17 protein-coding genes and 1 pseudogene are annotated in these 20,312 nt (G+C 60.5%); 7 read left to right on the forward strand and 11 right to left on the reverse strand.

The genetic code is table 11. The features are described from left to right. Positions 1–402: 402 nt before the first annotated feature. The 6 genes and pseudogenes from LVD08_RS15805 to LVD08_RS28060 form a co-directional block, all read left to right on the forward strand. Positions 403–1,650, forward strand: coding sequence for a TolC family protein (locus LVD08_RS15805; protein WP_247268606.1), 1,248 nt, complete (start codon positions 403–405; stop codon positions 1,648–1,650). A gap of 49 nt (positions 1,651–1,699) precedes the next feature. After that, positions 1,700–2,893, forward strand: a complete 1,194-nt coding sequence (locus LVD08_RS15810) for an efflux RND transporter periplasmic adaptor subunit (RefSeq protein WP_247268607.1) — start codon at positions 1,700–1,702, stop codon at positions 2,891–2,893. A 15-nt stretch (positions 2,894–2,908) separates the two neighbouring features. Continuing rightward, on the forward strand, positions 2,909–6,058 hold the full coding sequence (locus LVD08_RS15815; protein ID WP_247268608.1) for a CusA/CzcA family heavy metal efflux RND transporter: 3,150 nt from the start codon (positions 2,909–2,911) through the stop codon (positions 6,056–6,058). 212 nt (positions 6,059–6,270) lie between these two features. Continuing rightward, a complete protein-coding gene (locus tag LVD08_RS15820) occupies positions 6,271–6,471 on the forward strand; it encodes a co-regulatory protein PtrA N-terminal domain-containing protein (RefSeq protein WP_247268609.1) in 201 nt (66 codons plus the stop codon). Positions 6,472–6,537: 66 nt separating this feature from the next. Then, positions 6,538–6,870 (forward strand): DUF2790 domain-containing protein, encoded by a 333-nt coding sequence (locus tag LVD08_RS15825; protein ID WP_095138902.1) that lies wholly within the window; start codon positions 6,538–6,540, stop codon positions 6,868–6,870. A 17-nt stretch (positions 6,871–6,887) separates the two neighbouring features. Further along, a pseudogene (locus LVD08_RS28060) lies at positions 6,888–6,992 on the forward strand (DUF6124 family protein); the annotation flags it as partial. A gap of 213 nt (positions 6,993–7,205) precedes the next feature. On the opposite strand, the gene LVD08_RS15835 reads toward LVD08_RS28060, so the two are convergent. The 3 genes from LVD08_RS15835 to LVD08_RS15845 all read right to left on the reverse strand — a co-directional run bounded on the left by LVD08_RS15835 (position 7,206) and on the right by LVD08_RS15845 (position 9,359). Beyond that, a complete protein-coding gene (locus LVD08_RS15835; RefSeq protein ID WP_247268610.1) occupies positions 7,206–8,531 on the reverse strand; it encodes an OprD family porin in 1,326 nt (441 codons plus the stop codon). A 173-nt stretch (positions 8,532–8,704) separates the two neighbouring features. Then, positions 8,705–9,019 (reverse strand): helix-turn-helix domain-containing protein, encoded by a 315-nt coding sequence (locus tag LVD08_RS15840; RefSeq protein WP_007964870.1) that lies wholly within the window; start codon positions 9,017–9,019, stop codon positions 8,705–8,707. After that, positions 9,009–9,359 carry a toxin gene (locus LVD08_RS15845; protein WP_007964869.1) on the reverse strand — a complete coding sequence of 117 codons (351 nt, stop codon included), beginning with the start codon at positions 9,357–9,359 and terminating at the stop codon, positions 9,009–9,011. The genes LVD08_RS15840 and LVD08_RS15845 overlap by 11 nt, the downstream gene beginning before the upstream one ends. Positions 9,360–9,729: 370 nt before the next feature. Here LVD08_RS15845 and LVD08_RS15850 point away from each other — a divergent pair, with 370 nt between their 5' ends. Continuing rightward, entirely contained in the window at positions 9,730–10,194 is a 465-nt protein-coding gene (locus tag LVD08_RS15850) for a GNAT family N-acetyltransferase (RefSeq protein WP_097088124.1), read from the forward strand. Positions 10,195–10,309: 115 nt separating this feature from the next. On the opposite strand, the gene nuoN is transcribed toward LVD08_RS15850, so the two are convergent. The 8 genes from nuoN to nuoG are packed head-to-tail and all read right to left on the reverse strand — an operon-like array spanning position 10,310 to position 20,303. After that, a complete protein-coding gene (gene nuoN / locus LVD08_RS15855; protein WP_115990181.1) occupies positions 10,310–11,773 on the reverse strand; it encodes an NADH-quinone oxidoreductase subunit NuoN in 1,464 nt (487 codons plus the stop codon). 7 nt (positions 11,774–11,780) lie between these two features. Then, positions 11,781–13,313 (reverse strand): NADH-quinone oxidoreductase subunit M, encoded by a 1,533-nt coding sequence (nuoM, locus tag LVD08_RS15860; protein WP_027614661.1) that lies wholly within the window; start codon positions 13,311–13,313, stop codon positions 11,781–11,783. 39 nt (positions 13,314–13,352) lie between these two features. Continuing rightward, positions 13,353–15,206, reverse strand: coding sequence for an NADH-quinone oxidoreductase subunit L (nuoL, locus tag LVD08_RS15865; RefSeq protein WP_007964862.1), 1,854 nt, complete (start codon positions 15,204–15,206; stop codon positions 13,353–13,355). Next, positions 15,203–15,511, reverse strand: coding sequence for an NADH-quinone oxidoreductase subunit NuoK (nuoK, locus tag LVD08_RS15870; protein ID WP_003223790.1), 309 nt, complete (start codon positions 15,509–15,511; stop codon positions 15,203–15,205). The genes nuoL and nuoK overlap by 4 nt, the downstream gene beginning before the upstream one ends. Positions 15,512–15,514: 3 nt before the next feature. Continuing rightward, entirely contained in the window at positions 15,515–16,015 is a 501-nt protein-coding gene (nuoJ, locus tag LVD08_RS15875; protein ID WP_003223793.1) for an NADH-quinone oxidoreductase subunit J, read from the reverse strand. 9 nt (positions 16,016–16,024) lie between these two features. After that, positions 16,025–16,573: an NADH-quinone oxidoreductase subunit NuoI gene (gene nuoI, locus LVD08_RS15880; protein WP_003223795.1), complete on the reverse strand. Its 549-nt coding sequence runs from the start codon at positions 16,571–16,573 to the stop codon at positions 16,025–16,027. A gap of 11 nt (positions 16,574–16,584) precedes the next feature. Next, positions 16,585–17,592, reverse strand: coding sequence for an NADH-quinone oxidoreductase subunit NuoH (gene nuoH / locus LVD08_RS15885; protein WP_007964859.1), 1,008 nt, complete (start codon positions 17,590–17,592; stop codon positions 16,585–16,587). Then, complete coding sequence (gene nuoG, locus LVD08_RS15890; protein ID WP_247268611.1) at positions 17,589–20,303, reverse strand: NADH-quinone oxidoreductase subunit NuoG; 2,715 nt, start codon at positions 20,301–20,303, stop codon at positions 17,589–17,591. The genes nuoH and nuoG overlap by 4 nt, the downstream gene beginning before the upstream one ends. Positions 20,304–20,312: the final 9 nt, after the last annotated feature.

Consider the following 20,312-nt stretch of genomic DNA (forward strand, 5'->3'; position numbering starts at 1 on the left):
CACTTTTATTTAAGGGATATTTAATTAAGGTGGCCGGGAAAGTTATGGTTTTTGTAAGGTCTTCCGGACGCTGTTCAATAACTGAATGACGAATACGGTAAAGGCTGTAGTGGCTACAGGGTCAATCTTGGAGGCCTTTAAAACGGCCATCCGCGACAGCCTGTCGCAGCCTGAATGCGCCAACAGACATGTATTGCATTCAGGCAAGTGCTGTTCGGCAGATAACTACCGTGTATTTGTTTCCATGTATTACGGCAAACCCTTTTGCACTTCGCATCCTAGAACAAAACAACTTTGCTGAACCGTGGATAACGGATTTGTAATGTTCCAGTCACCTTGTCGATAAGTTCAAAACCCTAACGTGGCGGCATCGAAAAATCCTGAATTAAAGGAAGCCCTCCATTGCCCGGTTTAATTGAACTGACGGCGCGATCACGCCTGAACACAACCGCCAGCGGCCTCTTGTTGCTGGCGTGCAGCAGCCTGGCCAGCGCATCGACCCTGACGCTGGATCAGGCGCTGCAAAGTGCCTTCGCCGGCAACCCCGATCTCGCTGCCGCGCAATGGGAAATCGGTATTGCCGAGGGCGATCGCCAGCAGGCCGGGCTGATCCCCAATCCCGAGGTGTCGTGGGAGGCCGAAGACACCCGGCGCGACTCGCGCACCACTACGGTGATGCTCAGCCAGCCGATTGAACTGGGCGGCAAACGCGGTGCGCGCATTGATGTCGCCAGCCGTGCGCAGGACGCCGCCGGCATTGAGCTGGAGCGCAAGCGCAATGCCTTGCGCGCCGATGTGATTCAGGCGTTCAACGGCGCGCAAACCGCGCAGCAACGCTTGCAGCTGTCGCGTCAGTCACTGCAACTGGCCGAGCACGGTTTGCGCGTTGCTCAGGGGCGCATCGAGGCCGGTAAATCATCGCCGGTCGAAGGTGCGCGAGCACAGGTGCAGCTCTCGGAAGTGCGCCTGGAGGTGAGCCGCGCCGAACGCGATCAGGCCAATGCCTATCAGCAACTGGCGCAGGTCATGGGCGCACCGTTGCCGACCTCGACCAACGTCCAAGCCGCCACGCAAAACCTCGCCACGCTGCCACCGCCCAGTCGTTTGCTCGAGCGTCTGAACCAGACTGCCGAGCTGCGTCTGGCGAAGCTGCAGATCGATCAGCGCGAAGCCTCGTTGGGCCTGGAAAAGTCGCAGCGCATTCCCGATCTGACCGTGAGCATCGGCAGTCAGTACAGCGAAACCGAGCGCGAACGGGTCAACGTGGTCGGGCTGTCGATGCCGATTCCGCTGTTCAACCGCAATCAGGGCAACGTGCTCGCCGCCGCACGCCGCACCGATCAGGCGCGGGATCTACGCAACGCCACCGAGCTGCGTTTGCGCACCGAGGTCCAGACCAGCCTTGAGCAATGGCAGACCGCCAACGGCGAAGTCAACGCGTTCAACCAGAGCATCCTGCCTGCCGCACAAAGCGCAGTGGACAGCGCCACCCGTGGTTTCGAAATGGGCAAGTTCGGCTTCCTCGACGTACTCGACGCCCAGCGCACCCTGATCGCCGCGCGCAGCCAATACATCCAGGCCGTCAGCGAGGCGACCGAGGCCCGCGTGCGCCTCGAACGGATCTACGGCGACCTTAGCGTCAGCCCTTGAATTTCACTTTTCAGACAACTGCGCGATGGCACGGCGCAGAGGAGTTTCCATGGATAAAAAACTGATGGTGGTCGCGGTGGCGACCCTGGCGCTAGGCATTGGCTTCGGTTCGATGTGGCCGGCCAATTCAACTATCGACGCGCATGCCGATGAGGCTTCCGAACATGCCGATCACGCCGAGGAGGGTGCTGCCGCCGAAAGCGAACATGCCGAAGAAGGCCACATCGAATTGAGCACCGAGCAGATCGCGGCGGCGGGCATTCAACTGGCCGAGGCGCGGGCGCAGAGCATCAGTCTCGGCCTGTCGTTTCCCGGCGAAGTGCGCTTCGACGAGGACCGCACGGCACACGTCGTGCCGCGCGTGCCGGGGGTGGTCGAGTCGGTGGCGGTCAACCTCGGACAAGCGGTGAAGAAGGGCCAGTTGCTGGCGGTGATCGCCAGTCAGCAAATCTCCGATCAGCGCAGTGAACAGGCCGCCGCGCAACGGCGTCTGGCCCTGGCGCGCACCACTTACGAGCGCGAGAAGAAGCTGTGGCAGGACAAGATCTCCGCCGAACAGGATTTCCTCCAGGCCAAGCAGGCGTTGGAAGAGGCGGAAATCGCCATGAACAACGCCCGGCAGAAAATCAGCGTACTCAGCGGCAGCATGGTCGCCACCGGCGGCAATCGCTACGAACTGCGCGCGCCATTCGACGGCGTGGTGGTGGAAAAACACCTGACGCCGGGCGAGGTGGTCGATGAAACCACCGCCGCATTTACCCTTTCGGACTTGTCCCGGGTGTGGGTGACCTTCGGCGTTTCGCCCAAGGATCTGGCCCAGGTGCAGGTGGGCAAACCGGTCACCGTCAGCGCGCCGGAATTGAAAGCCGAAGTGACTGGCAGCGTGGCGTACGTCGGCAGCCTGCTCGGCGAACAGACCCGCACCGCGACCGTGCGCGTGACCCTGGAAAACCCGCAGGGCTCATGGCGTCCGGGGCTGTTCGTCACCGCACTGGTCGCCACCGAGAGCCGCCAGGCCAAAGTTGCCGTGCCGGAAACCGCGATCCAGACCGTCGAGGACAAACCCACGGTATTCGTCCGAACCGACGACGGCTTCAAGGCGCAGGCGGTGGAGCTGGGCAGCCGCGCCGCCGGCCACGTCGAAGTCACCCAAGGCCTGGAACCGGGGGTGCAAGTCGCCAGCGCCGGCAGCTTCGTCCTCAAGTCGGAGCTGGGCAAAGCCTCAGCCGAGCACAGTCATTAATTCTGGAAGGTCCCCATGTTCGAACGCCTGATCCAGTTTGCCATCGAGCAACGCATCATCGTGCTGCTCGCCGTTCTGCTCATGGCCGGCCTCGGCATCGCCAGTTATCAGAAACTGCCGATCGACGCCGTGCCCGACATCACCAACGTCCAGGTGCAGATCAACACCGGCGCCGCCGGGTTCTCACCGCTGGAAACCGAGCAGCGCATCACTTTCCCGATTGAAACCGCGATGGCCGGTTTGCCGGCGCTGGAGCAGACCCGGTCGCTGTCGCGTTCGGGGCTGTCGCAGGTCACGGTGATCTTCAAGGACGGCACCGACCTGTTCTTCGCTCGCCAACTGGTCAACGAGCGTTTGCAGATCGCCAAGGAGCAATTGCCCGAGGGCGCTGAAGCGGTGATGGGGCCGATCTCTACCGGCCTAGGCGAGATCTTTCTGTGGACGGTCGAGGCGCAGGAGGGCGCGTTGAAGGACGACGGCACTGCCTACACGCCGACCGATCTGCGGGTGATTCAGGACTGGATCATCAAGCCGCAATTGCGCAACGTGCCGGGCGTCGCCGAGATCAACACCATTGGTGGTTTCGCCAAGGAATATCAGATCGCGCCGGACCCGAAACGCCTCGCCGCGTACAAGCTCACGCTCACCGATCTGAACACCGCGCTGGAGCGCAACAACGCCAACGTCGGCGCCGGGTACATCGAGCGCAGCGGCGAGCAGTTGCTGATCCGCGCACCGGGGCAAGTGGCGAGCACCGAGGATATCGCTAACATCGTCATGGCCAATGTCGATGGCACGCCGATCCGGGTGAAGAACGTCGCCACCGTGGAAATCGGCCGTGAGTTGCGCAGCGGTGCAGCCACCGAAAACGGTCGCGAAGTGGTGCTGGGTACGGTGTTCATGTTGATCGGCGAGAACAGCCGCACCGTTTCGCAAGCGGTGGCCAGCAAGCTGGAACAGATCAATAAATCCCTGCCGCAAGGCGTGATCGCCGTGCCGGTCTATGACCGCACGCACCTGGTCGACAAAGCCATCGCCACGGTGAAAAAGAACCTGATCGAAGGCGCGATTCTGGTGATCGCGATTCTGTTCCTGTTCCTCGGCAACATCCGCGCCGCGCTGATTACGGCGATGGTGATTCCGCTGTCGATGCTGTTCACCTTCACTGGCATGTTCAGCAACAAAGTCAGCGCCAACCTGATGAGCCTCGGCGCGCTGGACTTCGGGATCATCGTCGACGGTGCGGTGGTGATCGTCGAAAACACTCTGCGCCGGTTGGCTCACGCACAGCAGCATCACGGCCGTTTGCTGACTCGTGCCGAGCGTTTCAAGGAAGTGTTCGCGGCGGCGAAAGAGGCGCGCCGACCGCTGATTTTCGGCCAGTTGATCATCATGGTGGTGTACCTGCCGATCTTCGCCCTGAGCGGCGTCGAAGGGAAAATGTTCCACCCGATGGCGTTCACCGTGGTCATCGCGTTGCTCGGTGCGATGCTGCTGTCGGTGACCTTTGTGCCGGCAGCGATTGCGCTGTTCGTCACCGGCAAGGTCAAGGAAGAAGAGGGCGTGGTGATGCGCGGTGCACGTCGGGTGTATGCGCCGGCGCTGGCCTGGGTCATGGCCCATCGCACGGTGGCCGTGGGCGCGGCGTTGGGCGTGATCGTGCTCAGCGGCGTGCTCACCAGCCGCATGGGCAGCGAGTTTGTGCCGAGCCTCAGTGAAGGCGACTTCGCCCTGCAAGCGCTGCGCGTGCCGGGCACCAGCCTGACGCAATCGGTGGACATGCAGCAGCGGCTGGAGACGCTGATCCTGGCCAAAGTACCGGAAGTCGAGCGCGTGTTTGCCCGCACCGGGACCGCCGAAATTGCTTCTGATCCAATGCCGCCGAACATCTCTGACAGCTATGTGATGCTCAAACCGAAGGATCAATGGCCAGACCCGAACAAGTCCCGCGAAACCCTGATGGCCGAGTTGCAACAAGCCGCCGCGACGCTGCCGGGCAGCAACTATGAACTGTCGCAGCCGATCCAGTTGCGCTTCAACGAACTGATCTCCGGCGTGCGCAGCGATGTCGCGGTGAAGGTGTTCGGCGATGATATGGACGTGCTCAACGCCACCGCTGCGAAGATTGCGGCGGCGATGCAAAAGGTCAACGGCGCCTCTGAAGTGAAAGTCGAGCAGACCACCGGGTTGCCAGTGCTGACCATCAACATCGACCGCGACAAGGCGGCGCGTTACGGGCTCAACGTCGGTGATGTGCAGGACACCATCGCTGTGGCAGTGGGCGGGCGTCAGGCCGGCACCTTGTACGAGGGCGATCGGCGTTTCGACATGGTGGTGCGTTTGTCCGACGCCATGCGCAAGGACATCGACGGCTTGTCGGCGTTGCTGATTCCGGTGCCGGCGCTGAGCGGTGCGGCGAATCAGATCGGGTTTATCGCGCTGAAGGACGTCGCCAGCCTCGATCTGGTGCTCGGGCCGAACCAGGTCAGCCGCGAAAACGGCAAGCGTCTGGTGATCGTCAGCGCCAACGTGCGCGGTCGGGATATCGGCTCGTTCGTCAGCGAGGCCGGTGCGCTGATCGAGCGCGAGGTGCAGGTGCCTGCCGGTTACTGGACCAGTTGGGGCGGGCAGTTCGAGCAACTGCAATCGGCGGCCAAGCGCTTGCAGATCGTGGTGCCGGTGGCGTTGCTGCTGGTGTTCGGCTTGCTGTTCATGATGTTCAACAATCTGAAGGACGGCTTGCTGGTGTTTACCGGGATTCCGTTTGCCTTGACCGGCGGGGTGATGGCGCTGTGGCTGAGGGATATTCCGTTGTCGATTTCCGCTGGCGTGGGGTTTATCGCGTTGTCCGGGGTGGCGGTGCTCAACGGTTTGGTGATGATCGCGTTCATTCGCAATTTGCGCGAGGAAGGGCGCTCACTGACGGAGGCAATCAACGTCGGCGCGTTGACGCGGTTGCGGCCGGTGTTGATGACCGCGCTGGTGGCGTCGCTGGGGTTTATTCCGATGGCGCTGGCAACCGGCACCGGCGCCGAGGTGCAGCGGCCACTGGCAACCGTGGTGATCGGCGGAATTCTGTCCTCGACGATCCTCACGCTTCTGATATTGCCCGCGCTGTACCAGATCGCCCATCGCCGGGATGAGGACACCGTACCGTCTGAATAGGTGATCCCTTGTGGGAGCGGGCTTGCTCGCGAAGAGGCCGTGTCAGTCGACATCAATGTTGGATGACACACCGCTTTCGCGAGCAAGCCCGCTCCCACATGGGTTCCGTGCACTGATCCGGCAGATAACGGATATGTAATTCCCCCGCCACCGTCACGAAAGGTGCGCCTTGTTACTTTGATCCCGTCAGTTACTTAAACGAGGAATCAACCATGAAATTCGCCCAACTCAGCACCTTCGCAACCGCCCTGATGCTGTCGTCACTGGCCATGGCCGAAGGCGGTGGTGACCGCACCTTCGACCGCATGATGACCGCCAATGATCGCGCGGTGGAGCTGTTCGTGGCCAAGGAACAGGCCCGTGACCCGGTCGTCGTCAACGAGAAGAAAGACGCCAACACCAAAGACCTGTAAGCCCGGCGCACTGGAACAAGCCCGTTGTCGTGTGCCGATGCCGGGCTTTTTTACGGAGGAGTAAACATGCAGTTGATCAAATGGATGACCTTCGCCGGCGTCATGGCGATGTCGGTAAATGCACTGGCTGAAGGCGGCGGCGATCGCACTTTCGAACGTGCTTTCAGCGCCAACGCCAAAGCCATGGAGCAATACGCCGCCGAGCAGGGCAAAGCGGCGCCGGTGGTCAAGGAATACGAATACGGCATGAAGCTCGACGTGGTGAAAATCGTCAGCGTGGTGAAGCCGCAGCCGGCTTGCTCGGTGGTGCCGACGGCCATGACTTACGAAGACTCGCAAGGGCAGCTCAATACGCTCAAGTACAGCGTGGCAGGCGTGTGCCGCAATAGCGGTGGCTGATGAGCCAGACGTTTTGTATTTCAAACCCGGGTCGCAATGCGCTGCTGAGGATTGCGCAGGTGGTCATGCTTGGCGAATTGGCGGTGAGCAAGGCACTGGATAACGTCGAAGCCAGCGCATAACCCTGTGGGAGCGGGCTTGCTCGCGAAAGCGGTGTGTCATTCAGCAATGATGTTGACTGACACGGCCCCTTCGCGAGCAAGCCCGCTCCCACAGTTTTCTGCGGCGTGATTTCGGAAAGGCATAAAAAAGGCGCCCCGAAGGGCGCCAAAAAATTCACCTCTGACCAAAGGAGCAAGGAGCTTCTAAAGGTGAATGGTATTGCTCGGGGAAACTCAGAGAATCGCCAGCGGATACTCGACGATCACCCGCACTTCATCCAGATCCGACTCGAACGCCGTGGCGCGGGTAGTGGCTTGGCGCAAGCGCAGTGACAGGTCTTTCATCGAGCCGCTTTGCACCACGTATTTGACTTCGATATCACGCTCCCAACGTTTCTGATCGGTCAGCGGATTGCCCTCGGCATCGCGGCGCATGTACACGGCGTTGGCGTTGGAATAGTCGGCGTCGGTGCCACGTGCGTAACGGGTCATGAACGACAGACCGGGTACGCCGTAAGTGCTCATGTCGAGGTCATAACGCACCATCCACGAACGTTCTTTCGGCGAGTTGAAGTCGCTGTACTGGATCGAGTTGTCGAGGAAGATCGAGTCGGACTGGCGCAGGTAATCGAAGTCGTCGTTGCCGTTGTTGCGCTGGTGGGAGAGGGCGACGGAGTGCGCGCCGAGTTTCACGCCGACGCGGCCGCTCCAGATGTTGTTGTCGAACTGGCCAAGCAGTTGTTTGCCTTCGTCGACTGCCTTGTAATAGTTCAGGCCGCCGAACAGCGACAGGTCATCCGACAGCGGATAGGTCCAAGCGGTGCCGGCGTAATACTGATTCCAGGCATCCTTGAGGCGACTGGAGTACAGGCTGAAACTGAGGTTCTTGTTCAGCACGTAGTCGCCTCCGCCATAAGCGATCCACGGCGAATTGACCGGGCCGGCGTAGAACGTGGCGAAATTTTCGCGCATGTCGCTGGACACCGGTTGGCTCATCGCATGCAAACGACCGCCCTGAATCGACAGACCGTCGATACTGGTGTTGGTCGCCGTCACACCGCGAAAGCTTTCCGGCAGCAGGCGCGAATCACCTGCGGCTACCACCGGGTTGGCCGGGAACACATCACCGACCTTGACCACGGTATCGAAGGCCCGCACTTTGGCAGCGCCACCGACCTTGGTGTACTCATCCCGCGCCTGGCCGTCACGGTTGACCGGCAACACATCGAACGAACTGCGCCCGCCGTTGCGGCCATCACCGGTGTCGAGTTTCAAACCGATCATGGCAAACGCATCCACCCCGACCCCAACGGTGCCTTGAGTGAAGCCGGATTCGAACTTGCTGATCACGGCATGCGCCCAGGCTTCGGAGTAACCGTTGCCGGTGGGGCTGGACTGGCCGTTGCGATGATCACGATTGAAGTAGAAGTTGCGATTGAGCACCGTCAGGCTGCTGCCCTCGACAAAGCCCTCAGGCTTGTCTTCTGCAAACACCATGGACGGCCCGGTGCCGACCACCACCGCTAAAGCGGCCATCGACATTTTTGTATTGTTAACCATCAAACACTCCTTGGGTTCGGCAGAACGGGAACGTGCGTCGGCGTGGTTTTATTGTTCGACGGGCAAAGGCCCGCCGGCATTGGTCGCCGGGTCACATCGTTGCAAGCTGCGGATAACGCCAAGGTGATGGGGGAATTACAATTTCGTCATGTGGCTGGAATGAAAACCCTCTATCAGGTCAGGGCTGCGAGTTGTTCGATTGTCTGTGGAAAACGCTCGACCAGACGGATCAGGGTTGTGGCCTGAGCATTGGGCGTTGCTCGTCCTTGCTCCCAGTTTTCGAGCGTTCGCGTGTTGGTGCGTAGATACATCGCGAATACTGACCGAGAGAGATTAAGTTGCTGACGGATGGCTACCACTTCCTCAGCAGTGATCGGCATCAGTTTTGGCAGCTGAACCTTGTGGGTACGCAAGGTGATTTTGCCTTGGCGTTCATCGGCCAGTGCTTCCAGTCCATCCATCAGTTCGGAAAAAATGTCACGTTTCATAGTGGCTTCTCGCGTTGAGTTCTCTATCCAGTGTTTTTCTGAAAAGTTTTTTCTGGGCAGGCGTCAAATCGTCCTGCTCGTTTTTGTTGTAGACGGTAAAGAGCCAGAACTGATCGAAGCCTGACCACCAGTAATAAATCACTCGTAATCCGCTGCGCTTGCCTTTCCCTCTTCGTTGGTCGCTAAAGCGAATTTTACGAAGCCCGCCTGTGTCCTCGATGAGATCGCCCGCTTCCGGATTTTTCAGCAACTCCAATTGAAAGCTGCGAAACAGATCGTCATCCAGATAGTCGTCTCGGTGCTTCTGAAATACAGGTAATTCGATAAATAGAGCATCCATGTTCTGTACGTTACCTACGTATAGTGTTGTCTCGATAATCGAATCGGTCAAGGCTTCCTGGCCTTGCTTTTCGTCCCTTTTTCAACGGTAGACGCCAGTCGTAAAAACACCTGTAGGACGAATCGACGAGTGTGGTGAGAACGTTCGATTGAGTAGAGAGGAGGCTTAGCAATTGACGTGTCGGAACAATCCGCAGCACTATCGCCCCATGACTGTCCAACTTCGAATGAACATGATGTGCTTCTCCATGACCGCTTCCGGCGGGCCATGAGGTCATACGTGTTTGTCATTTGACGTGTTACCCAAAGCCCCGCCAGCAATGGACGGGGCTTTTTCATGCCCCGTCCGCACATACCTCATGGAGAGAGAAATGTTCGACATCAGAAGAGCGACCCCGGACGATGCGCAGATCGCATTCGACATTCGGCGACTGGCCATCCGGCACCAATGCATCGGTGCCTACAGCCAGCAGCAAATGCTCGATTGGACCAAAGGAGCGGCCGAAGACGGCTACGACACGCTGATGGAGAGACATTTCTATCTGGGCTGCATCGAGGGTGAAGCCGTAGCGACCGGCATGCTCGATCTGGATTACCGTGAAATCGGCGCGATCTTCATTCGCCCGGATTTCATGCAGCGTGGGCTGGGCAAGCGTGTTCTGTACTTTCTCGAAGATTTGGCGCGGGATCTCGGGCTGACCGAGGTGTGTCTGGACGCAACGTTGAACGCTGCCGATTTTTACCGGCGCTGCGGTTACGTCGGGGAGGAGAGCGCGGTTTATCAATCACCTTCGGGTCTGCAACTGGCGTGTGTACCGATGGTGAAGAAACTGTGATGCCATTGTGGCGAGGGAGCAAGCTCCCTCGCCACAGGTTATTTGTTGCTACATAGAATCCTTAAAACAAAAACGGCACCCGAAGGTGCCGTTTCCGTTTCCAGCCAGCCGAATATCAGCCCGCCAGACCCGCCTGCTGAACCAGAGTCAGCAATGGCTGCGGGTACACACCCAGGAAGAAAGCGACCAGGGCGATGGCCAGCAGCATTACACCGCCTGCCTTCTGTTCCCAGTGCAGCTGAGCGTCGTGGCGGCGCAGGTTCGGTTCGATCAGGTACAGGGTGACCATCACGCGCAGGTAGTAGAAGACGCCGATGGCGCTGCCCAGTACCAGCGAACCTACCAGCCACCATTGGTGCGACTCGACACCGGTGGCGATGATGTAGAACTTGCCGATGAAGCCAGCGGTCAGCGGAATACCGGCCAGGGACAGCATCATCACGGTCAGCACGGCGGTCAGGTACGGACGGCGCCAGAACAGGCCGCGGTACTCGTACAGCGCGTCGGCGTCACGGCCGTTGTACGGCGAGGACATCAGGGTGATCACGCCGAATGCGCCGAGGCTGGTGATCACGTAGGTGACCAGGTACACGCCGATGGCTTCCACCGCCAGACCCTTGCTCGCCACCAAAGCGATCAGCAGGTAGCCGAAGTGCGCGATGGACGAGTAACCGAGCAGACGCTTGAGGTTGCTCTGGGTCAGGGCCAGCAAGTTACCGAACAGGATCGAGGCGACGGCGATCACGCTCAGCACGTCGCTCAGCACGCCACTGCTCGCGGCAGGGGAGATCTGGAACAGACGCACCATCACCGCGAACACCGCAACCTTGGAAGCGGTCGCAAGGAAGGCAGCCACCGGTGCCGGAGCACCTTCGTAGACGTCCGGCGTCCACAGGTGGAACGGTACCAGCGACAGCTTGAACGCCAGACCGATCAGCATCATGCCCAGACCCAACTGAGCCAGCGAGCTCGGCAGGTTGGTGGTGGCCAGCGCCTGACCGATACCGACGAAGCTCAGGGTGCCGGCGTCAGCGTAGAGCAGGGCCATACCGAACAGCAGGAACGCGGAACCCGCGGCCGACAGCACCATATACTTGATGCCGGCTTCCAGCGAACGCTTGTTGAAGAAGGCGTAAGCCACCAGACCGTAGACCGGCACCGACAGCAGTTCCAGACCGATGAACAAACCGGCCAGGTGCTGCGCGCTGACCAGAACCAGACCACCGGCGGCGGCCATCAGGATCAGCAGATACAGTTCTTCACGATTGCCCGGGTAACCCGAACCGCCATCGCCGAGGTAGGCGTGGGCGAGGGTCACACAGGCGAGGGTGGCGACCAGGATCAGCGCCATGTACAGGCAGGCGAAGGTGTCGATCTGCAGCAACGGGGTCACGGCCAGAGGCGCGACTTTCAGGGCTGGCAGGATCGACAGCAGGGCCAGGTTCAGACCGGCGACCGAGATCAGGAAGGTCTGCGAGTGGTTGCGGCGCCAGGCGATTGCCAGCATCACCACGATAATGGTGAGGCTGGTGATCAACAGTGGCGCTAGCGCAATAAAGTGTTGAATCGTGAATTCCATAGCGCTCTTACCGGGCCGAAGCGAGTTGAGTGAAGGCGGTGCCGAGCCACTGCTGCACGCCATGCATCGTGGCGGCGGAAGTGTCGAGGAACGGTTGCGGGTAGACGCCGAGGTAAATCAGCAGCGCCGCAAGGCCCAGCACCATGGTCAGTTCGCGACCGTCCATGCCGTGCAGGATCGAATCCGATTTCGACGGACCGAAGTAGGCACGGTGGATCATGATCAGCGAGTAGACCGAACCGAACACCAGACCGGAGGTGGCAATCGCGGTGATCCATGGCGCACTGGCGAACGTACCGATCAGGATCAGGAACTCGCCGACGAAGTTACCGGTACCCGGCAAGCCCAGCGACGCGGCTGCAAAGAACAGGCTGATCGCCGGCAGGTAAGCGATACGCGACCACAGACCGCCCATCTCACGCATGTCACGGGTGTGCAGACGCTCGTACAGCTGACCGCTGAGGATAAACAGTGCCGCGGCCGACAGACCGTGCGCCAGCATCTGGATCACTGCACCTTGCAGCGCCAGTTGGCTGCCGGAGTAGATGCCGATCAACACGAAGCCCATGTGGGAAACGGACGAGAAGGCGATCAGACGCTTGATGTCGGTTTGCGCGAACGCGAGGAACGCACCGTAGAAGATCCCGATCAGACCGAGGGTCATGGCGATCGGCGCGAATTCGGCCGAGGCGTTCGGGAACAGCGGCAGGGCGAAACGCAGCAGACCGTAGGCCGCGGTTTTCAGCAGGATACCGGCGAGGTCGACGGAACCGGCAGTCGGCGCCTGGGCGTGCGCGTCAGGCAACCACGAGTGGAACGGTACGACTGGCAGCTTGACCGCGAAGGCGATGAAGAAGCCGAGCATCAGGATGTACTCGGTGGTCATCGACATCTTGGTCTTCAACAGGTCGGCGTAGTTGAAGGTGATCACGCCGGTGTTGTTGAAGTTGACCAGCACCAGACCGAGGATCGCCACCAGCATGATCAGGCCGGAAGCCTGAGTGAAGATGAAGAACTTGGTCGCCGCGTAGATCCGGGTTTTCTTGCCGTCCGAAGAACTGTGACCCCAGAGCGCGATGAGGAAGTACATCGGCACCAGCATCATTTCCCAGAAGAAGAAGAACATGAACAGGTCGAGGGCGAGGAACACGCCGACAACGCCGCCCAGGATCCACATCAGGTTCAGGTGGAAGAAGCCAACGTGACGCTGGATCTCTTTCCACGAGCAGAGTACCGAGAGGATACCCAGCAGACCGGTCAGCAGGATCATCAACAGCGACAGGCCGTCGAGGGCCAGGTGCACGTTGATGCCGAAGCGCTGGATCCAGACGTGCTTGAACTCAAGCGCCCAGGTCGGATCGGCGCCAGGCGCCGGAGCAAATGAATAGTCACCGTGGGCCCACAGCCAGAGGCCGAGGGCGAGTTCCAGGGTCATGGTCAACAGCGCAATCCAGCGGGGGAGGGTAGCGCCGAAGCGCTCACCCATCCAGCACAGCAGGCCGCCGATGAAGGGGATCAGGATTAGCCAAGGCAGAATCATGACGGGCTCGTTTCCTTTCGCAAATTCGCAAGGTTCATATCAGACCGCTACCAGCACGATGGCGCCGATTACCAGCACGGCACCAGCAGCCATCGAGGCGGCATACCAACGCAGTTGACCGGTCTCGGTGCGGCTCAGGGCGGTGTGACCACCCTTGGCCATACGCGGGATCAGACCGATGGTCTGGTCGAGCGGGTCTCTGCGCAGTACATGGCTGATCGCAAGGTACGGCTTGACGAACAGTTTGTCGTAGATCCAGTCGAAGCCCCAGGCAGCGAACCACCAGGCCGAAAGGAAACGGCCGATGCCGCTGTTGGCGATTGCCGTCACGAAGCGACGCTTGCCGAGGAACAGCAGGGCCGCCAGCAGGATACCGGCCAGGGCGATGGCGCCCGAGGCGATTTCCAGACTGTGCTTGGCTTCACCACCGGCATGGCCAACGCTCTCAGGCAGTACGCCGTGCAGCGGTGGAACGATCATCGCGCCGACGAAAGTCGACAGCACGATCAGCACCGACAGTGGCAGCCAGTGCGAGATGCCGTGACCTGCGTGGGCTTCAGTCTTGGCTTCACCGTGGAACGTGATGAAGATCAGGCGGAAGGTGTACAGCGAAGTCATGAACGCGCCGACCAGACCTGCGTAGAGCAGACCGTGGTTGCCGCTGGCGAACGCTTCCCAAAGGATTTCGTCCTTGGAGTAGAAACCGGCGGTGACCAGTGGCAGGGCGGCCAGTGCAGCACCACCGACGATGAAGCTGGCGTAGGCCAGTGGCAGTTTTTTCCACAGACCGCCCATCTTGAAGATGTTTTGCTCGTGGTGGCAGGCAACGATCACCGCGCCGGAAGCAAGGAACAGCAGGGCCTTGAAGAAGGCGTGGGTCATCAGGTGGAAAATCGCGCCATCCCAGGCACCAACGCCCAGCGCCAGGAACATGTAGCCGATCTGGCTCATGGTCGAGTAGGCGAGGATACGTTTGATGTCGGTCTGTACCAGTGCGGCGAAACCGGCCAGTACCAGAGTCACACCACCAACGATGCCGACCAGGTGCAGGATTTCCGGCGCCAGGGTGAACAGGCCGTGGGTACGGGCAATCAGGTAGACACCGGCGGTCACCATGGTGGCGGCGTGGATCAGTGCCGACACCGGGGTCGGACCGGCCATCGCGTCCGCGAGCCAGGTTTGTAGCGGCAGTTGTGCCGATTTACCGACTGCACCACCCAGCAGCATCAGGGTCGCCAGGGTGATCCAGAAGTCGCCGACCTGGAATTTCTGCGGTGCCAGCACCAGCAGTTCCTGGATGTTCAGCGTGCCCACTTGCTGGAACAGGATGAACAGGCCGATGGCCATGAACACGTCGCCGATCCGGGTCACGATGAAGGCCTTGAGTGCGGCGTTACCGTTGTTGCGGTTGCTGTAGTAGAAACCGATCAACAGGTACGAGCACAGGCCCACGCCTTCCCAGCCGAAGTACAGGAACAACAGGTTATCGCCGAGTACCAGGAACAGCATGCTGGCGATAAACAGGTTGGTGTACGAGAAGAAGCGCGAGTAACCCGCTTCACCGCGCATGTACCAGGACGCGAACAGGTGGATCAAGAAGCCTACGCCCACCACCACGCCGAGCATGGTGATCGACAGGCCATCGATGTAGAGGGCGAAGTCAGGCTTGAAGCCTTCGACCGCCATCCACTTCCACAGCACCAGGGTGTAGTGACCGCCTTCGGGCGGCGCGACGTTGAATTGCCAGATGACGTAGGCGGCGACAATCGCCGACAGGCCGATGGAACCCACGCCGATCAGCGCCGAGAGGTTTTCCGACCAGCGTCCACGGGAGAACGACAGCAGCAGGAAACCGATCAGAGGGAATACAAAAGTCAGAAAGATTAGGTTCATCCGCGCATCTCACTGGCAGCGTCGATATCGAGCGTGTGGAAGCGGCGATACAGTTGCAGCAGGATCGCCAGGCCAATACTGGCCTCGGCGGCTGCCAGGCTGATCACCAGGATGAACATGATCTGTCCATCCGGTTGGCCCCAACGGGCGCCTGCAACGATGAAGGCCAGTGCAGAGGCGTTCATCATCACTTCCAGACTCATCAACACGAACAAAATGTTGCGGCGGACCATCAGGCCGACCAGACCAAGGCAGAACAGGATCCCGGCAACGGCCAATCCATGTTCGAGAGGGATAGCAGGCATGTCTTACTCCTTCGCCTCGTTACGGCCCAAATGGAACGCCGTGACGGCTGCGGCGAGCAGCAGCATCGAGGCGAGTTCGACCACAAGCAGATACGGGCCGAACAGGCTGACGCCCACGGCTTTTGCATCGACGGTGGTGTGGCCGATGGCCTGACCGCTCTGGTGAGCGAACAGCACATACAGCAGTTCGGCCAGCAGCAGGGCGGCGAGAATCACCGGGCCTGCCCAGATACCGGGCTTGAGCCAGGTGCGTTCCTGCTGAACCGAGGCCGGGCCCAGGTTCAGCATCATCACCACGAACACGAACAGCACCATGATGGCGCCAGCGTAGGCGATCACTTCCAGCACGCCGGCGAACGGCGCGCCGAGGGCGAAGAAGGTCATGGCCACGGCGATCAACGAGATGATCAGGTAGAGCAGGGCGTGCACAGGGTTGGTGTTGGTGACCACACGTAGCGTGGACACAACCGCAATACCCGATGCGAAATAGAAAGCGAATTCCATCGTTCTTCCTTAAGGCAGCAAGCTCTTCACGTTGATCGGTTCGGCTTCGTTCTGCGCAGAGCCTTTCGGCTTGCCAGCGATTGCCATACCTGCAACACGATAGAAGTTGTAATCAGGGTTTTTGCCGGGGCCGGAGATCAAAAGATCTTCTTTCTCGTACACCAGGTCCTGACGTTTGAACTCGGCCATCTCGAAATCCGGAGTCAGCTGGATTGCGGTGGTCGGACAGGCTTCCTCGCAGAGACCGCAGAAAATGCAGCGCGAGAAGTTGATACGGAAGAAGTCCGGGTACCAGCGACCGTCTTCGGTTTCAGCTTTCTGCAGCGAGATGCAACCTACCGGGCACGCCACGGCGCACAGGTTGCAGGCTACGCAACGCTCTTCGCCATCGGGGTCACGGGTCAGGACGATGCGACCACGGTAGCGTGGCGGCAGGTAGACCGGCTCTTCCGGGTATTGCAGGGTGTCGCGCTTGCGGAAGCCATGGCCGAAGACCATGACCAGGCTGCGCAACTGGGTACCGGTACCCTTAACGATGTCGCCAATATATTTGAACATGGGTCAAATCCTCACTGAACCGCAACCGCAGGTGTGTTCCACAACACAACCGCAGCGGTTATCAGCAAATTGATCAGGGTCAGTGGCAGGCAGAATTTCCAGCTGAAATCCATCACCTGGTCATAACGCGGACGCGGGATGGAAGCGCGCAGCAGGATGAACAGCATGATGAAGAACGCGGTCTTCAGTGCGAACCAGACGAAGGACAGTTGCGGCAGGATGCCGAACGGACCGTGCCAGCCACCGAAGAACAGGGTGACCAGCAGCGCCGAGATCAGGATGATGCCGATGTATTCACCGACGAAGAACATGCCCCATTTCATACCGGCGTATTCAATGTGGTAACCGTCTGCCAGTTCCTGTTCCGCTTCCGGCTGGTCGAACGGGTGACGGTGAGTCACGGCGACGCCAGCGATGAAGAAGGTACAGAAGCCGAAGAACTGCGGAATGATGAACCACAGGTTCTGCGCCTGGTACTCGACGATGTCGCGCATGTTGAACGAGCCGACCTGCACCACGATGCCCATCAGGGCCAGGCCCATGAACACTTCGTAGGACACGGTCTGCGCCGAAGCACGCAAGCTGCCGAGCAGGGCGAACTTGTTGTTGCTCGACCAGCCGGCGAACAGCACCGCGTAGACCGACAGACCGGCCATGGCGAAGAAGAACAGCAGGCCGATGTTCAGATCCGCCACGCCCCAGGTCGGGGTGATCGGGATGATCGCGAACGCGATCAGCAGGGCGGACATGGCGACCACCGGTGCCAGGGTGAAGATCACCTTGTCGGCAAACGGCGGGGTCCAGTCTTCCTTGAAGAACATCTTCAGCATGTCGGCGGCGATCTGGAACATGCCGAACGGGCCAACGCGGTTCGGACCGTAACGGTCCTGCCACCAGCCCAGCAGGCGACGTTCGACAAAGCTGAGCAACGCGCCCGCGACCACAACGGCCAGCAGAATCACGATGGCTTTGATGACCGTCAGGATCACATCGATCACTTCAGGGGTGAACCAGGTCATTGCGCTGCCTCCTGCAGACCGTCGACGGACAGGCCGGCGAATGCCGGTGGAATGCCGGCGATGCCCGCAGGCAAGGCCACCAGACCAGCGCCCAGTTCTTCATTGATGCGCAGCGGCAGACGCAGGGTCTGGCCGGCCACGTTCAGGCTCAGCAGAGCACCATCGTTTACGCCCAGGCGATCCGCTTCGGATTTGGCCAGCGCCACGTACGGAGCCGGGATGCGTTCCTGTACCGGTGCGGCTTTCGACGAGTTTTCGTCGCTGCCGAACAGGTGGTAGAACGGCACGGCCTGCCAGGTGCCCGGCGCCGGGTTGAATGCGCGCGGAGCGGCGGCGAACCAGTTCAGCGAATCACCGGTGCTTTCGATCAGGCGGGTGCCCGGGTCGCCAGCACGCAGGTGACCACCGACTTCATCCTGGAACTTGTTCCAGGCTTGCGGCGAGTTCCAGCCCGGCGACCAGGCGAATGGCACCTGCTGACGCGGTTCGGCCGAGCCCGAGTAACCTTCCATGGAGAAGGCGAACGCGGTGTCTTTGTCTTGCGGGGTGCGCGGTTCGTGAACGCTGATGTCGGCGCGCATCGCGGTGCGACCGGAATAACGCAGTGGCTCACGCGCCAGTTTCAGACCCTTGATGCGGAACGCGGCAGACGGCGCGGCATCGACGATACGCGCCAATTGCTCGGTGCTCGATGCCACGGCAGCGGTGACGTGGTCGAGTTGCGTCCAGTCGATCGGTTGGTTCAGCAGGGTCGAGCGCAGGGCGTGCAGCCAGCGCCAGCCTTCGTGAACCAGAATGCTCGCGTCCATATATTGCGGATCGAAAACCTGGAAGAAGCGCTGGGCGCGACCTTCCTGGCTGACCAGCGTACCGTCGCCTTCAGCGAAGCTCGCCGCTGGCAGAACCAGTTGCGCGCGCTCGGTGGTGGCGGTCTTCTGGTGGTCGGCAACGATCACTACTTTCGCAGCGTTCAGTGCGGCATCGACCTTGGCTTTCGAAGTGCGGGTGTACAGATCGTTTTCCAGCACGACGATGGCGTCGGCCTTGCCATCGATCACGGCTTGCAGCGCCGCGTCGACCGATTCGCCACCGAGCATGGCCAGACCGAGGCTGTTGGCTTCCGGCACGATCAGGCTGATCGAACCGTTCTTCTCGCGCAGCTTCAGGGCTTTGGCGATGTTCGCCGCCGCTTCGATCAAGGCTTTGGAACCCAGCGAAGTACCGGCGATGATCAGCGGACGTTTGGCTGCGAGCAGGGCGTCGGCAATGCGCTTGGCCAGTTCCAGTGCTTCAGCATCCAGACCTTCAACGGCCGGTGCGCTGGCATCCAGTGCGTGGGCCACAGCGAAGCCGATGCGCGCCAGATCGTCCGGAGCGGCGTGAACGCACTCTTCCGCGATGTCGTCGAGCTTGGTTTCCGCCAGGCTGGCGATGAACAGCGGGTTCAGTTCGTGCTGACCGATGTTCTTCACCGCGGCGTCGAGCCACGGCTGAACGCGCATGGCCTCGGCCATGTCTTCAGCTTTGCCCTTGACCGACTGACGCAGGGACAGCGCCATACGCGCAGCAGTCTGGGTCAGGTCTTCACCGAGGACGAACACGGCGTCGTGGTCTTCGATGTCGCGCATGTTCGGCACGGGCAACGGGCTGTCTTTGAGCACTTGCAGAACCAGACGGATGCGCTCCAGTTCGGAGGCCTCGATACCGGAGTAGAAGTGCTCGGCGCCGACCAGTTCACGCAACGCGTAGTTGCTTTCGAGGCTGGCACGCGGCGAACCGATACCGACGATATTGCGCCCGCGCAGCAGATCGGCCGCCTTGTCCAGCGCCTGATCCAGGCCCAGCTTGGTGCCGTCGGCCAGCATTGGCTGACGTGGACGGTCGGTGCGGTTGACGTAGCCATAACCGAAACGGCCACGGTCGCACAGGAAGTACTGGTTCACCGAACCGTTGAAACGGTTTTCGATGCGACGCAGTTCGCCGTAACGCTCGCCCGGGGAGATGTTGCAACCGCTGGAGCAGCCATGGCAGATGCTCGGCGAGAACTGCATGTCCCACTTGCGGTTGTAGCGCTCGGAGTGAGTCTTGTCGGTGAACACACCGGTCGGGCAGACCTCGGTGAGGTTGCCGGAGAACTCGCTTTCGAGGGTGCCGTCTTCAACGCGACCGAAGTACACGTTGTCGTGGGCGCCGAACACACCGAGGTCGGTGCCGCCGGCGTAGTCCTTGTAGAAACGCACGCAGCGGTAGCAAGCGATGCAGCGGTTCATTTCGTGGGAAATGAACGGGCCCAGTTGCTGGTTCTGGTGGGTGCGTTTGGTGAAGCGATAACGGCGCTCGTTGTGGCCGGTCATCACCGTCATGTCTTGCAGGTGGCAGTGACCACCTTCTTCGCACACAGGGCAGTCGTGCGGGTGGTTGGTCATCAGCCATTCGACAACACTGGCGCGGAACGCCTTGGATTCTTCATCGTCGATGGAGATCCAGGTGTTGTCGGTGGCAGGGGTCATGCAGGACATGACGATGCGACCACGGGTGTCGTTCTCGTCGGTGTACTGCTTGACCGCGCACTGGCGGCAGGCCCCGACGCTACCAAGCGCGGGGTGCCAGCAGAAATAAGGGATGTCGAGGCCCAGCGACAGACATGCCTGTAACAGGTTGTCTGCCCCGTCGACTTCGAGCGCTTTGCCGTCTACGTGGATAGTGGCCATGGTTCAAAG

Source organism: Pseudomonas sp. YL2 (genome assembly GCF_023063025.1).
Lineage (GTDB): Bacteria > Pseudomonadota > Gammaproteobacteria > Pseudomonadales > Pseudomonadaceae > Aquipseudomonas > Aquipseudomonas putida_A.